Consider the following 15,557-nt stretch of genomic DNA (forward strand, 5'->3'; position numbering starts at 1 on the left):
TCGCGAAGGCCAACCTCTCCATGCAAACGCTGCTGCGTTATTACACCTTTTCGCTCATCTTTACCGCCGGCTGTTTCGCGCTGGGTGGTTGGTATGGCTATGCCAGCACTGGCACCGTCACGGGAATGCTATCGATCCTGTGGATCATATTTGTGCTGTCGATCCTCGAAGTCTCGCTCAGCTTTGACAATGCGGTGGTAAACGCAACAGTGCTGCGGGAAATGGACCCCGTCTGGCAGCAACGCTTTCTTACCATCGGTATTCTGATCGCAGTTTTCGGGATGCGGATCGTATTCCCCATAGCCATCGTTTCAATCGCTGCGCAGATCGGCCCGTGGGAGGCGATTCAACTTTCGCTGGGCGATCCAGAAGAATACGAACGGATCGTCTCTGCCGCCCATATCGGAATTGCCGGATTTGGCGGCGCGTTTTTGGCGATGGTTGGCCTGACGTTCTTTTTCGATGAAGAGAAAGACGTTCACTGGATCAGCGCAATCGAGCATGCGGTAAATCGCTTTTCCAGCATCCCCGCGCTCGAAATCGGATTTGTGCTCGCGGTGCTTTATGGGGTTTCGACTTTGCTCACCCCCGAGGAGGCTCTCACCTTTTTGACTGCTGGCGTGATGGGGCTGCTGACTTTCATCGGCGTGAACGCGCTTGGCGAGATAATCGAGCAAGGCGAAGCGAAGAAAAAGGCAGCAGGCGAAGTCGTACGCAGCGGCCTTGGCGGATTTCTCTATCTTGAGGTTCTGGATGCGAGTTTCAGCTTTGACGGCGTGATCGGAGCCTTTGCCCTTTCGAACAACATGATCGTGATCGCGATTGGCCTATCGGTCGGTGCGATGTTTGTCCGATCCATGACAATCCACTTGGTGCGTGCGGGCACGCTCTCACAGTTCCGGTATTTGGAGCACGGCGCGTTTTGGGCGATTATCGCGCTCGGCATAATCATGCTGGTTTCGGCAAAGTACCATATCCCGGAAACCTTCACCGGCCTCATCGGTGCAGTGATGATTGGACTCTCGCTTTGGTGGTCGATCCGGCACAATCGCAAAGAGGCATCTGCTAATCCGGTTGATACTCTGCAAAACGAGTAGCAAGCGGCGCTGCCACGGCAAGCTGTAGCAAGTGATAAAGCAGCAGCGGCGCAATCACAAAGCCAGCGACAGCGGGCTCAAACAGGATCGCAGCAAGCGGCGCACCAATGGCGACGCTTTTCTGCGGCCCTGCGAACACAAATGCGATACGATCTGCGCGGGCATAGCCACCAAACCCTGATATTTTCCATGCCAGGCCATAGGCAAGCACCAGAAAGACGACAGTGATGAGCGTGAGCCATGAGGCAGCGCTCGGCGACATACTGGTCATCAGACCCTGAGCGACTGCGCCAGACATGGCGACATAGACAGCGATCCCGATCACAATCCGATCGAGCCAGACGACCTTCGATTTCTGTTTGATCAGCCAACTGCGCGTGAAGCCTTGCAGCACTTGGCCAATCACAAATGGCAGCAGCAAAATCATACCGATGCGGAGGATTGTTTCCGTCCCAAGGTCAACCGCCGCACTGCCTGCCAACGCTGCGAAGAGCGGCGCACTTACGAACACGCCGAGAATATTGATCAACGCTGCACCGACCACCGAAAGCGCGGCATTGCCGCCAGCGAGCGTAGTGTAGCTGGTCGCAGACTGAATGGTCGATGGCAGCACCCCCAGAAAAATAAAGCCAAGCGCAATTTCCGGCGCAGCAAAAAGCGCGGCCAAAAATGAAAATCCCGCCCCCATCATCGCCATGCCCCCAAACACAAACAGCACAAGCGGCGCAAAGAAACGCCAATTGCCGATCGCATTCACGATTTCCCCGCGTGCAATCCGCATTCCGTTGACGAGAAAGAGAAGAAAGATCGACACATTAGAGACGATCTGCGCGGCCTCGCGCGTTTCTCCCATCGCAGGCAGGGCAAGCGCGAGACCCGTCGCAATCACGAGGACCGCGATCATTGGGTCGGCTAAATTGGCAATCCACCTTGGCATGGCATTGCGCCCTGCCCCGCTGCTGCTCAATTGTCGAGCGTGCGACCGTGCCTAATTGATGAAACCATCCGGGCTAACCTGAGCAAGAGTTGCCAAATATTTTTCGACATCGGTTTCTTTACCAAGCGAGCGGGCCGCCTCCAGCCTCAATTCTAAAAGCTTTGGATCATTCCCGGCGCCGCGCTCAATCGCGTTGTCCAGCAGCACCGCGGTGCGCAGCCAGTCTCCGGTTTGCGCGCTGCGCTCTGCGTACATTATAGCGGCTTCGGTATTGAGCGGTTCCGACCGCACATGCCGGATTAACAGAGTATCCGCCGCGTCATCATCGCCCTGTTCCCGGTAAGCGTGAATGATCTTTCGGGTCAGCGGCCATGGCCTGCGGATCTGGGATGCTCGGCTATACAAATTGAGCGCGTCAGCCGAATCACCTGTCGCCAACGCCGCATCGCCTGCGAGGGCGATAATGTCTGATGATCCGCTAAAGCGCGAGACCAGTCCGCTGGCATATTGACGCGCTTCACCTGAATTGCCGGCCGCAATCATTTCGCGCAACTGACGCGTTGGCGCAGGCAAGGCCGCGCGCAATTCTTGCGGTACGTTCAAAACGGCAAGCTCCCCGCTTTGCCCGGCATATGCCAGCTCCAACATCGGCGCTGCACGATCACGTTGGCCCAACCTCTCTAACGACCGCCCGACCAGCATCCGCATATACGCAGAGGCATCCGCGGCTTCCGCCCGGCTTGCAAACCGATCGACAATTTCGCGGTCTCTTCCGTTCAGCCACATGGCCCGGGCCAGCAATTCCATCACCCGAACATTGCCGGGTTGACGCGCAAGCAGCCCTTCGAGGGATGTCGCCGCCGTATCGAAATTGCCTTGCTGCATTTCTCCCAAGGCATCGACCAAGATAGCGGAGGGAACGCCTGCTTCGCGCATTCCGCTGCGCTTCAACAGACTGCTCGCCAACACAGGATCGTTTCCACGCACGGCCAGAACAGCCTGAAGGTAATGCACGCGCACATCACGCGGATCGAGTTCAGCCAAAGCGCGCACTGTCTTCAGCATATCCTTTGCGCGGCCAAGATCGCCCAGTGTCCCTGCATATTCCGCAAGTAAATCAGTGTTTTCGGGATGCAATACCAACGCGCGCTCAAACCACGCCAGCGAAGCCTCAAGGCCATAGGCATCACGCACCAGTTGCGCTCGCATCAACAAAGCGGGCGCGAATTCCGGATCTAGCGTCAGCGCGAGATCGGCGGCTTCCAATGCGCCAACATGTTCTCCGCCGCGAAAGCGGAAACGCGCAATATCAATCCAGAGCCCCGGATTCTCGCGATCGATCTCAAGCGCCTCATCAAACAAGACGCCGGCTTGATCGAGGTTACCCTCCTCCATTTCGTACCGTGCATCCTCCAGCAAGCGCTGGAATTCCGGAGTAACAGGCGGTCCTGCGCTGCCATTGTCACCGCCGCCAGAACACGCTGAAAGGGACAGAGCGGCGCATAAAGACACCGTGACGGCAAATTGCTTGATCTTAGGCATGTAGATCATACTGCTTTAACAGATCATACAAAGTCGGACGGCTGATGCCGAGCAATTTGGCTGTGCTTGAGATATTTCCTTCACTTCGCGCTAAAGCATGGCGGATCACTTTGCGATCGGCTTGCTCGCGCGCGGCTTTCAAATTGAGCGCTTCTGCGCTGTCATCTTGATCATCGTCAAAATCGAGATCGCCCGCATTCACCAATTTCCCATCGGCCATGATCACGGCGCGCTTAACCCGGTTTTCCAGCTCGCGGACATTGCCCGGCCATTCATGCGCATCAATAGCTGTCAGCGCGTCTGGCCCGAAGCCCGTCACCGCGGGATTCATGTCTGACGCGAACCGTTTTAGAAACGCTTTGGCTAGCAACACGGCGTCACCGTGACGTTCGGCCAGCCCGGGGATACGAACAACAATCTCTGCCAGACGATAGAACAGATCTTCACGGAACGTGCCCGCCCCGATCATCGATTCAAGATCCTGATGAGTGGCGCAAACGATGCGCGTGTCGACGGATATCGTCTTGCGCCCGCCGATCCGCTCAATCGTGCGCTCCTGCAAAAACCGGAGCAGTTTGACCTGCAAAGGCAGCGGAATATCGCCGACCTCGTCGAGAAACAGCGTCCCCCCGCTGGCGCTTTCAATTTTGCCTTCGGTGGTTTTGACAGCGCCAGTAAACGCGCCTTTTTCATGCCCGAACAACTCGCTTTCCAGCAGGTTTTCCGGGATTGCAGCGCAATTAATCGCTACAAAAGGTCCGTTCGCCCGGTCGCTTGCATCGTGCAGCCCTTGAGCCAGCAATTCCTTGCCCGTTCCACTAGCACCCAGCAGCATCACCGAAACGCTCGTGCTCGCAACGCGTTCGATCGTGCGAGCGACTTTGACCATTTCAGGCGCACCAGTGATCAAGCGGCCCAAAACAGTTTTGTCTTCGCTCGAATTGGCCAAGAGCCTGCGGTTTTCGTCTTCAATCTGATGCAGATTAAACGCTCGTCGAACAATCAGGCCTAATGCGTCGATATCGAGCGGCTTTTGATAAAAATCATAGGCTCCGCGTTCAATCGCCTGAAGCGCACTTTCACGCGCATCATGCCCGCTGGCGACGATGACTTTCGTATCCGGTTTGAGCTTCATAATCGCATCAAGGACAGCGAAACCCTCGGTCGTACCATCGGGATCAGGCGGCAGGCCAAGATCGAGCGTTACAACCGCCGGCGTCTCGCTTCGCAGCGCGGTGATCGCGCTATCCCGGTCCCCGGCGATGACAACGTCAAAGTCTTCGTAGGCCCATTTGAGCTGCGCCTGAAGGCCTTCATCGTCTTCGACAACTAGCAGAGTGGGTTTTTTATCAGCCATTATGCGACCTCGTTGCTCTGGTGAGCTGGAATGTTTGAATTGGAAGCGATCTTGCCCACCTCCGCGATAGGCAGAATGACGCTGAAGCGGGTGCCAACATGTTCGCGGGATTCGACCATTACGCGTCCGCCCATGGCCTTTATCATTTCGCGCGCTTCAAAAGCGCCAATGCCAAAGCCGCCTTGCTTTGAAGAAATGAAGGGTTTGAACAGCCCGCTACGCACGAATTCCGGGCTCATACCGTGTCCAGCATCAAGAATATCGATCTGGCCGTTAAGCCCCTGAAGCGTCGCGCTGATTTCAACCGGATTATCATGATCGCTGGCGTCTATTGCGTTTTGGACCAGATGGATCAGAGCCTGCTCCAGCCCGTCATGATCGGCATGCACTGCGACTTTCTCAACCTGCGAAAGCACAACCGGATGCACGCCGACAAAGCGTTTTGCCAAACGCTGTGCCAAATCATTCAATCGCACTTCTTTCAATTCCTGAACTGGTCCGGCGCCATACCGACCAAGCCGGGCGAGTAGCGCCGAGAGTTTGTCTGATGAATTGCGCAGCGTAACCAGCATGTCAGCGCGAAATTCGGGGTTGTCTGCGTGTTTTTGGGCGTTGGCTGACAGCAATGACATCTGGCTGGCAAGATTTTTGATGTCATGCATCACAAACGCCATACGGCGATTGAATTCATCAAAACGGCTCGCATCCATCAACGCTTGCTGGCCTGCTTGCTCCGCGAGATAGCTGGCCAATTGTTGTCCAGCGACCCGCAGCAGATCGAAATCCTCCCAGTCCAGACTGCGTTCAATACGAGGGCGCGCAAGGACAATGGCACCGACCAGCCGGTCAAAGTGAATGAGCGGGACCATCGCCCACACATCTTCTGCTTCGCGCAGCCATTCAGGGACAAAACCAAGCTCTCCGTGATGCTCGATGCCGCTTCGCACTTCGTCGAGATCAAGGATGTAATTGTGTTTTTCTAGCAGCGCGGAAAGCGCGCATTCGCCAGCAATTCCGGGCACTTCGATTGTCGCCCAATTCCACCGTGCCGTCAGCTCAAGCTGGGCCTCTTCGTTGCTGACCAATAGCAGTCCGGCGGGACTGTCCGTTATGTCTGCAATCGCTTTGACGGCGCGCTCGTGAAAACTGGCATCGGCGCTGGAGCCGCGACCGACCGTTTGCGTAAAACGCAGCCACTCCTCGCGGTAGTCATAGCGGTGCTGAAACAGATGTTTGGTCGCTGTTACCCTCAACCAGGCGCGTACGCGTTTGGATGGCAGCCATGCTGCAGCGACAAGAATACCGAGGATCAGGAACACAACCTGACCGGCTCTGGCAATGTCTCCGCCGATCAGCGTTAAAGATCGCGTGACCAGAACCATAATGATCAGATAACTGGCGATGACCAGCAAGGACAGCGTTTGAAAGGTTACCGCTCTTGAAGGGCGGAATTGCAACCCGCGCCCTGCGGTGCTGCCTCCGAATGCCAGCATGGATGCAGCGATGCCCGCCACAGCGCCGCGCAATGTCACCAGCAGGCCCGGCTGTTCACCGACCAGATACGCGATCGTAAAGAGATTGAGATCGTACCCAAAACTGACAGCGAGCGCGATGCCGCTCCATCGCAGAACCTGGCGCGAGGCAGCGGCCGCGCCGGCATACAAATTGTGCAGCAGGACCAACGCGCCAATCGCGACCAGCATATTCAGAACCGAGGAAACCTCAAAGATTAACGATGCAATTTCGGGAACATATCCAGCGCGAAATTGAATAAGCAGCAGGACAGGCTGAAACAGCTGAACCAATGCAAGCGCGATTATGACCGGACGAATAGGCTTTAGACTTTCATCACGGCCATCAGCAGAAAACAGCCGAAAGATTACCGCGATGAATGACAGGTTCCTTCCCGTCTCGGCCAGTGTAGTAATCGGATGCTGCGGCCCCAATCCGGCAACTAAAGCGCACCAGATTGCGGTAACGAAACAGGCCAGCAATAGCGGTGCGCGATCGGGTCTTTGTCGGTCTCCGAAACGTGCGATCCAGAAACCGGCACCCGCGCTCAGAACCCCGCCCGCAATGTAGCAAACCAGGCTGGCGAAAAGTCCAAGGCCATCCAGCTCAGGCATCAGCGCGCGCCTTCAGGCCAAAGAACCACGCGAACCGTTTGAAGCAGGATCACAAAGTCCAGAAACGGCGTGTAATTCTTTGCATAATAGAGATCGAATTCCAGCTTTTTGCGGCTGTCCTCGGTCGAAGCCCCGTAAGGATAGTTGATCTGGGCCCAACCGGTGATGCCGGGTTTGACCATATGCCGCTCAGCAAAAAAGGGGATTTCCTCTTCAAGGCTCTCGACGAATGTGGGCACTTCAGGACGCGGCCCGACAAAGCTCATATGGCCTTTCAGAACGCTCCACGTTTGCGGCAGTTCATCGATCCGTACTTTGCGGATAAACCGGCCCATGCGCGTGATCCGCGGATCATTTTCCTCGGCCCATTTCGAACCGTCTTTTTCCGCGTCGGTGCGCATGGAGCGCAATTTGTGCAGATAAAACGTCTGACCATAAAGGCCCACACGCTCTTGACGGAAAAAGGCCGGCCCTTTGCTATCGAGCTTAACCAGAACCGCAAAAACCGCGATGATCGGAAATGTCAGCAGCAGCAGGATCAAACTGGCTGTGATATCGAAAACGCGTTTTACGGCGCTGGAAAACATCCGCCCGCTTGAAAAGCCATCGGAGAAAATCAGCCAGCTGGGGTTGACCGTGTCCAGATCAACCTTGCCGGTTTCGCGCTCCATAAAACTGGAGAAATCATTGACATGACAGCCCTTGGTCTTGATTCGCAGCAGATCTTTCAGCGGCAAGGCATTGCGTCGTTCCTGCAACGCAAGCACGACTTCGCTGACACCCAGATTTTCAACAAAGCGGCCAAGATCGTGAATGGCCTCTCGCGGGATAGCCTCTTCGACAACTCGCTCCGGTTCGCTCATCGCGACGTAGGAAACAATCGCAAAGCCAGCTTCGGGCTTTTCACCCAGTTTGCGCAGTCGCTCCGCGCGGTCGCCCGCGCCCAGAACCATGACACGGCGCCTGAACGCTGACGAGCCGAGAAAACTGTTGAGCACCAGGCGGTCGATGACCAAGACCAGAACGGCAAATCCCATCGCGTAAAGCAGCGTTGAACGCCAGAAAGTGTTGCCGGGGAGCAGAAAGTCAATGAACGCAAGCGCGATAATGCCAAGGCTGATCGCGACCAGCAATCGCGCTCCGGCAAACCGCAGGGATCGCAGCGCATACGGGCCGTAAACCCCGACCGAAATCATAGCGAGCCAGACGACGGAAGCCGACCCAAGCAGCGCCAGCCAGCGATCTGCAAACGGTCCCGGATCGATAGCGATCTGTCCCGCGCGGACCTGCCACGCAAGTTCGCCTGCCAAAAACAGCAACCCGAAATCCAGCAAACCGAGAAGAATGACGGCATGGGGAATATAATGTTTGAACAAGCGGATCATATCAGCGCGGTGTCACTCATAAAACTAATGAGAGAGCAGCCTTACGCGCTAGAAATTAAGTGTCGGTAAATTTTACAATGGTGTTCTAAAGCGCGCAGAACCTTGGAAATCGAGGTAAAGAAGACGGTAATGAGTAGTCCGATAGCCTAGCGAGCCGGGACCTGTCTTGATCACATGCCCGCCCGCGCCAGCCTTTGCGGCGCGGGGGTAAGGCAATCGGCCCTGCCGCAGCGCGGGCATCCAACGCCAAGCGGCACGGCGTCTTTTGGATCAAGCGATATGCCTCTTGCCTGGGCCAATTCGCCTGCGAACCGCGCTTCGAGCCCCAGAACCACCGATTTGCGCGCAGAGCACGCCGCACCGTCCACTTCGATCGTCCGGGCAATTGTAAACCAATGCTTTGGCACCGCCTCACCCTCGCCGAATGTCACGGCCTGCGTTAACAAAGAACCGCGGCTTTCGAATGCGGCATAGGGAACCCATGCTGGCCAGCGCGCGCCTTCGATGGGATGAACCGCCCCGCTTGCCCCTGCGCTAAAGTGAACCATTCGCCCCGTGCGCCCGAATCGAGCACTGAAAAAGGGCAAGCCGCGTTCACCCACACGTTGCAGCGTGGTCAGACGCTGGGCAATTTGGTCAAAACTCGAAGCGAACCGGCGTTGCAGAATGTTCACATCATACCCGGTTTGCTCGCAGGCGCGCAGAAACCGGCGATATGGCATCAAGAGCGCGGCGGCGGCGTAATCTGTGACATGCTCGCGAAACTTGTCCCGCGCCTCAGCTGTGTTGAGATTTGCACCTGCAGTCAAAAGCTCAATTTCGTCCCGCAATTCGAGCGCGCCAACTTGCCGCGCGATTTGGAACCGGCGGGCCGCGCCCGGTAACATTTCGGACAGCTGCAATTGCCGCGCGTGCAGATCCAGCCTGTGCACGATGCCCGGCATCACCTCTGCGGGCAGGATACGAACCGAAAGCTGATGCTGTTCGCGCAAACGCTCTGCCAGCGCGGCCCCGGTATCTGAGCGGGACAGCCGTAATTCATCGGACATCCCCTCTGCTGCGCGATCAAGGTCGGCAAAATGGTTCTGCCAACGCTCAATCGCTTGGCGCGCGTCTGCCACCGGATCATCTCCGCGCGCTCCGGCCTCTCCCGCTGTATCATAAAGCCTCGCAAAAGCGGCTGCGGCCTGCGGGGCAGCGGCTAGGAATTCCTGCACTTCCTCGCGATCAATTCCGAGATCTGCAAACCGCTTATCCGACATGCGCCGGACAAGCCCATCAATACCGCCGATGGCTTCATCTTCGCGCAGAGTACGCGGATCGAAATCGAACCGCTCGATCACTTGCACCAGAACGCGCGCAGATAGCGGTCTTTGATTGCGCTCTATCAAATTGAGATAACTGGGCGAAATACCAAGCGATGCCGCCATTGCTGCCTGAGTAAGCCCTTCGCGTTTGCGCAAACGGCGCAATGCTGGCCCGGCGAGAAGTGAGGTTTCGGTCATAACCCACTCTGTAAATAAATTTACAGAGTTACACAAGAATTACCGCATTTCACCCGATACAGACAGAATTGTCTGTAATTTTTCCTATCGTGGTGCGCTGCAACATGGCAATAGGGGGCATCACTTCCCTCCCCAATGAATCGGAGACCTCTCATGACATACCAGAATACAATCGCACAGATGCAAAGCATCATCGAAGCCAACGGCCCCAGCTGGAGCGCAATCGACGCCGAATCTACGGCTCGTATGGCGATCCAGAACCGGTTCCCAACCGGCCTCGATATTGCGAAATACACTGCGAAGATCATGCGCGCCGATATGGAAGCGTATGATGCAAACCCCGCAGACTACACGCAGTCGCTCGGTTGCTGGCACGGCTTCATTGCGCAGCAGAAGATGATTTCGATCAAAAAGCACTTCGGCAGCACAAAACAGCGTTACCTTTACCTATCGGGTTGGATGGTTGCCGCTCTGCGCAGCGAATTTGGTCCGCTTCCCGATCAATCGATGCACGAAAAAACCAGCGTTCCGGCACTGATTGAAGAACTCTACACCTTCCTCAAACAGGCTGACGCGCGCGAGCTTGGCGGTCTTTTCCGTGACCTCGATGCCGCCCGCGATGCTGGTGACGATGTCAAAGCGAAAGACATCCAGAACCAGATCGACAATTACGAAACACATGTTGTTCCGATTATTGCCGATATCGACGCCGGTTTCGGTAACGCCGAAGCAACGTATCTTCTCGCCAAAAAAATGATTGAGGCCGGCGCCTGCGCCCTTCAGATCGAAAATCAGGTTTCTGACGAAAAACAATGCGGTCACCAGGACGGTAAAGTCACTGTCCCGCATGAAGATTTCGCGCAGAAGATCCGCGCCTGTCGCCACGCTTTCCTTGAAATGGGGATCGAAGATGGCGTGATCGTTGCCCGCACAGACAGCCTTGGTGCTGGCCTGACCAAACAAATTGCCTACACCAAAGAAGAAGGCGATCTGGGCGATCAATACAACAGCTTCCTCGATTGCGAAGAAGTCGATCCGTCAAACATCAAAAACGGCGACGTCTTCCTCAGCCGCGATGGCAAGTTGCTGCGTCCAAAGCGCTTGCCTTCTAACCTGTTTCAATTCCGCGCTGGCACCGGCGAAGACCGCTGTGTTCTTGATGGCATCACCTCGCTTCAGGCGGGCGCTGACCTGCTCTGGATCGAAACCGAAAAGCCCCATGTTGAGCAGATCGCCGGTATGGTTGACCGTATCCGTGAAGTCGTCCCGAATGCAAAACTGGTTTACAACAACTCGCCTTCGTTCAACTGGACGCTGAATTTCCGCCAGCAAGTGTTTGATGCATGGGCAGAAGCAGGCAAAGACGTATCAGCATACGACCGCGATCGTTTGATGAGTGTTGATTATGACACCACTGACCTTGCGATTGAGGCTGACGAGAAAATCCGCACTTTCCAGTCTGACGCTGCGAAACGTGCCGGTATCTTCCACCACCTGATCACGCTGCCGACATATCACACGGCCGCGCTCAGCACCGATAACCTTGCTCGTGAATATTTCGGCGAACAAGCAATGCTGGGTTACGTCAAAAACGTGCAACGTGAAGAAATCCGTCAAGGCATCGCTTGCGTGAAGCACCAGAATATGGCCGGATCCGACATCGGAGACGATCACAAAGAGTACTTCGCCGGTGAAGCGGCCCTGAAAGCGGGCGGCAAAGACAACACCATGAACCAGTTTGCTGCTGCGTAATCGAAATCGGGGTTAACGCGGGGCCGGACATTGTTTCCGGCCTTGCGGGAACCTTCCAAGCCCTCCATTAGCATTGTCATTAAACTGACGCCCGCAAATGGAACAGGGAGAGAAATAATGAGCGATACCGATACTCCGAGCCGCGAACCTTCACGCGCCCGTGCACTGCTTTCAACAGCAGACATGAAATTGCTGCGCCGTGCGCTGGAAAGCCACGCCCGCAATACAGAAGACCGCGAAGAACTCGCCAAAATTAACGCGCTGCATCACCGGCTTGGCACATACGTGCCATCGTCGAGCTAAGATTAGCTGCAAGCGTTTCCCAGTTCTCCTGGGGAGGAGAATACGGCCGTCGAACCAGAGCAATCTGGTTCGGCGGCCGTTACTTTTTCGAATAACTCATCCTGGCGCGAACGCGGCGCAGCGCGGCCCTAACCGCCTGCTTTCGGCATCAGATCAAGCGTCGCAGCGGTCAGCGCCTCGGTCGCGGTCGCAATCACCTTTTCTGCATCCGGCGCCCAGAATGGCGAATGCAGTGACGGCAGCTCCGCCTCGCCAGCCTGCGCCTTTTCCCATTCGGCCTGCGGAACTCCGCCGACCCAAAAGATCAGCGTTTGCACATTGTCGGGATCGGCGCGGCGGAATTGGCTGAAATCTTCTCCGCCCATCACCGGGTCTGTTTCAAACACACGCCCCGGAAAACGCGCGGTCAACACTTCGGCAATGTCTGCGGTCAATTCGGGCGAGTTGTACGTCGCGGGCGTATACGGATCTTCAATCTCGACTACGGGCAGCAAGTCGCCGGAAAGGCCGGAAGCCATCGCTTCGGCTTTGGCAATCCGTTCGATCCCCTCAAGCAAGGCCGCGCGGGTCTTGTCGCTGTATGACCGGACTGTCAGCTGCAGTTTCGCTTCGTCAGAGATGATGTTGTGTTTTGCGCCAGCGCGGAAGCTGCCGACTGTTACCACCGCCGAATCAAGCGGGCTGGTTTCGCGGCTGACCAGCGTTTGCAGGCGCATGACGATACTGGACGCGATCACAATCGGGTCTTTTGTCGTGTGCGGATATGCTCCGTGCCCGCCGACGCCCTTTACGGTGATATCGACGCTATCAACATTCGCGAGCGCAAAACCGGGCGTGTATCCGATGAAACCCGCAGGCGCAGCGGCGGCATCGTGGAACGCCAGCACATAATCAGGTTTGGGAAAACGTTCGTACAGCCCATCTTCGAGCATTGCGACCGCGCCAAGACCCAATTCCTCGGCAGGTTGCAAGATCATGACGAGCGTGCCCGACCATTGATCCTTCCGCTCGGCCAGCAGCTGCGCAGCGCCGACCCAGGCCGCCATATGGGTATCATGTCCGCACGCATGCATGATGCCGCTTTCAACGCCGCTCGCAGGGGTCCCGCGCGCTTTGGAAGCGAAGGGCAATCCCGTCTGTTCCTGCACCGGCAAACCGTCCATATCGGCGCGTAGCATGACTGTCGGTCCATCACCGTTCTTCATCACTGCAACAACGCCGGTCTGACCAACGCCCTCGGTGACTTCAAACCCGAGTTCGCGTGCACGCGTTGCGAGCTTTTTGGCGGTATTGAATTCCTGAAATGAAAGTTCCGGATTGGCGTGGAGGTCTTGATAAAGCTCGACCAGTCCGGCCATGTCCTGCGCCAATGCATCGCGCAGTTCGTCCGCCTGCGCGGGCACCGCAAAAGCCAGCCCGCATACTCCGGCCAATGCCAATCCGATCCTCATATCTGTTCCCTTATTCGAATTTCTAAAGTCCGTACCAAAGCGCCAGCAGGATGGAGAGCGTTGTCACCATCAAAATGACAAGCGGAACACCGGTGCGTACATAATCGACAAAGTCGTAATTACCCTCTGCCATGATGAGCATGTTGGTTTGATACGCAATGGGAGTAGCATAACACAAATTACAGCCAAACAAGACGGCGAGTACCAGTGGCTCTGGCGGCAAACCCAGCTGGGCAGCGATGCTGAATGCGATGGGTGTACCAACCGTCGCCGCTGTCGCGTTGGATGCGAAATTGGTGAGTACCGTGACAAAAGCCATAATTGCAGCCAGCACCAAAGCTGGCGGTAAATAGCCCAGCCCCAATGAAAGCGCCTGACCCAGCCAATCCGCCGCGCCGCTTTCGTCGATCACGCGGCCAATCGCGATACTGGCGGCGACCAGAACAATCACCTGTCCAGAGAGCGCCCTGCCAACACGGTCAAACTTCACGCAACCTGTAACAAACATCAGGATCGCGCCGGCCAGAGCCGAGATCGCGATCGGGACAAATCCGGTTGAAGCGGTCACCACAGCAGCGCCCATGATTGCCGCCGACAACAGCGCTTTAGAACGGCGCGGCAGCTCCCGCGCGCCTTCGAGCATCAAAAGGCTGTCTGCACGGGCAAACCCCTGAAGATCTGATTCCAGCCCCATGACGAGCAACACATCGCCTTCGGACATACGCAAATCGCCGCCGTCCGAATATTGATCCCGTTCACCCAGCAACCGTTCTGGACGATGGATGCCCAACACTGCGACACCGTACAAATCGGCAATACCGGACGATGGCAAGGTCCGCGTGATCAGACGCGAATCTGCGGTTACGGTCATTTCCACAACGAGGATATCGGCGTCCTTAGCCGAAGCATTGCGCTTGATCCGGTCAAGCACCCAGTTTGGGGCGAGTTCGCCCTTTAAAACGCGCACCGCATCTTCCAGCCCTTCGTGGGTCCCGGATAGATGCAAGCGATCCTGAGCCTGTAAGGCGCCATCGTGGTGCCCATGGAATTGGATGTTCTTTGGGAGCTTTGGCAGAATTTCAGATACGTTTTTCCCCACGAGATCGCTATCGCCGCTAATCCGTAGCCGGGTGTGGAACCTTCGGAAATTCTCTTCCGCTTCAACCCGGTTATTGCCCAAGAGGCGCGGCATCACGAGCCACATATACGGCAGCGCGACAAGCCCGGCGAGCAACACAATCGGTGTGAAATCGAATACGCCGATTTCGCGCATTCCCAAATCAACCGCGATTGAAACAACCAGAATATTGGTCGAAGTGCCAATCGTTGTGGCGAGACCGCCGATCAACGAAGCCGAATTCAGCGGCATCAGAGTTTTAGAGGTCGGAAGCGCGCCTCGCGAGGCCAGAGCGGCAAAGATTGGGATCATCAACACCAGAACCGGGGTGTTGTTCACAAACATCGACAGAACCAAAGCAATCAGGAGCGAGACCAACAATCCCAATTGGAGATTGATCTTGAAAACTTTCTCCAGAACGCGGGCCGCGGGCTCAAGCGCGCCTGTCACGACAAGCCCCCTGCCCATCACCATCAGCGCGCAAATCGTGATCAACGCGTAATGGCCAAAGCCACCGAAGGCGAGCGCCACCCCATCAATGGGACGGGTCCCTTCGAGCGGGAAAAAATACAGGCCAACCGCAATCACTGCGATGGTCAATAGCGACACAATCTCGATAGACATGCGTCCGCGGACGAAGCCTACGAACATGAGGACCGTGATGACCATTGCGGCTAGCGCGTGATAGGATGGAAGTTCCAGCATGATCCCTTTTGCGACGAATCCCAAAGCGCGCGGCAAATTACAAGTGAATTCTGCGATCGCCCCAACCAAAGGATCGCGGTATCTCAATGAAACTTTGGCACCACACAGCTACTGCTTCGCGGCGGTGACAGCGTATATTTGATGGGAAAACTGCAAATCCGAAGAAGTGTGGTGCCCCTGGCCCGACTCGAACGGGCACTCCGTAAGGAACTCGATTTTGAGTCGAGCGCGTCTACCAATTCCACCACAGGGGCACACCTGAGCAGAGGACGCGCTGTTA

11 protein-coding genes and 1 tRNA gene are annotated in these 15,557 nt (G+C 56.3%); 3 read left to right on the top strand and 9 right to left on the bottom strand.

Annotated features, from left to right (window positions below; all coding sequences use genetic code 11):
• Positions 1-20 precede the first annotated feature (20 nt).
• On the top strand, positions 21-1,097 hold the full coding sequence (locus FGU71_RS13355; RefSeq protein ID WP_142789272.1) for a DUF475 domain-containing protein: 1,077 nt from the start codon (positions 21-23) through the stop codon (positions 1,095-1,097).
• On the opposite strand, the gene FGU71_RS13360 is transcribed toward FGU71_RS13355, so the two are convergent.
• The 6 genes from FGU71_RS13360 to FGU71_RS13385 all read right to left on the bottom strand — a co-directional run bounded on the left by FGU71_RS13360 (position 1,066) and on the right by FGU71_RS13385 (position 9,949).
• Positions 1,066-2,001 carry a bile acid:sodium symporter gene (locus FGU71_RS13360; protein WP_234035793.1) on the bottom strand — a complete coding sequence of 312 codons (936 nt, stop codon included), beginning with the start codon at positions 1,999-2,001 and terminating at the stop codon, positions 1,066-1,068. The two genes, FGU71_RS13355 and FGU71_RS13360, sit on opposite strands and share 32 nt — an antisense overlap.
• Before the next feature lie 84 nt (positions 2,002-2,085).
• A complete protein-coding gene (locus FGU71_RS13365; protein WP_185960318.1) occupies positions 2,086-3,576 on the bottom strand; it encodes a tetratricopeptide repeat protein in 1,491 nt (496 codons plus the stop codon).
• Positions 3,569-4,933: a PEP-CTERM-box response regulator transcription factor gene (prsR, locus tag FGU71_RS13370; protein ID WP_142789275.1), complete on the bottom strand. Its 1,365-nt coding sequence runs from the start codon at positions 4,931-4,933 to the stop codon at positions 3,569-3,571. Before prsR ends, FGU71_RS13365 begins: the two co-directional genes overlap by 8 nt.
• A complete protein-coding gene (gene prsK, locus FGU71_RS13375; protein WP_142789276.1) occupies positions 4,933-7,059 on the bottom strand; it encodes an XrtA/PEP-CTERM system histidine kinase PrsK in 2,127 nt (708 codons plus the stop codon). Before prsK ends, prsR begins: the two co-directional genes overlap by 1 nt.
• Positions 7,059-8,444 (bottom strand): TIGR03013 family XrtA/PEP-CTERM system glycosyltransferase, encoded by a 1,386-nt coding sequence (locus FGU71_RS13380; RefSeq protein ID WP_142789277.1) that lies wholly within the window; start codon positions 8,442-8,444, stop codon positions 7,059-7,061. The genes prsK and FGU71_RS13380 overlap by 1 nt, the downstream gene beginning before the upstream one ends.
• 170 nt (positions 8,445-8,614) lie before the next feature.
• Positions 8,615-9,949 carry a helix-turn-helix domain-containing protein gene (locus tag FGU71_RS13385; protein WP_142789278.1) on the bottom strand — a complete coding sequence of 445 codons (1,335 nt, stop codon included), beginning with the start codon at positions 9,947-9,949 and terminating at the stop codon, positions 8,615-8,617.
• Positions 9,950-10,102: 153 nt separating this feature from the next.
• Here FGU71_RS13385 and FGU71_RS13390 point away from each other — a divergent pair, with 153 nt between their 5' ends.
• Both FGU71_RS13390 and FGU71_RS13395 read left to right on the top strand, forming a co-directional pair.
• On the top strand, positions 10,103-11,701 hold the full coding sequence (locus FGU71_RS13390; RefSeq protein ID WP_142789279.1) for an isocitrate lyase: 1,599 nt from the start codon (positions 10,103-10,105) through the stop codon (positions 11,699-11,701).
• Between the two features lie 117 nt (positions 11,702-11,818).
• Positions 11,819-12,004: a hypothetical protein gene (locus tag FGU71_RS13395; protein WP_142789280.1), complete on the top strand. Its 186-nt coding sequence runs from the start codon at positions 11,819-11,821 to the stop codon at positions 12,002-12,004.
• A gap of 128 nt (positions 12,005-12,132) precedes the next feature.
• Here the strand turns inward: FGU71_RS13395 and FGU71_RS13400 are convergent, their stop codons facing one another.
• From FGU71_RS13400 to FGU71_RS13410, 3 genes are all read right to left on the bottom strand, one after another.
• Entirely contained in the window at positions 12,133-13,455 is a 1,323-nt protein-coding gene (locus tag FGU71_RS13400) for an amidohydrolase (protein ID WP_142789281.1), read from the bottom strand.
• 22 nt (positions 13,456-13,477) lie between these two features.
• A complete protein-coding gene (locus FGU71_RS13405; RefSeq protein WP_185960319.1) occupies positions 13,478-15,277 on the bottom strand; it encodes an SLC13 family permease in 1,800 nt (599 codons plus the stop codon).
• 169 nt (positions 15,278-15,446) lie between these two features.
• Positions 15,447-15,531 (bottom strand) — tRNA-Leu (locus tag FGU71_RS13410).
• Positions 15,532-15,557: the final 26 nt, after the last annotated feature.

Origin of the sequence: Erythrobacter insulae (assembly GCF_007004095.1) — a bacterium.
Lineage (GTDB): Bacteria > Pseudomonadota > Alphaproteobacteria > Sphingomonadales > Sphingomonadaceae > Erythrobacter > Erythrobacter insulae.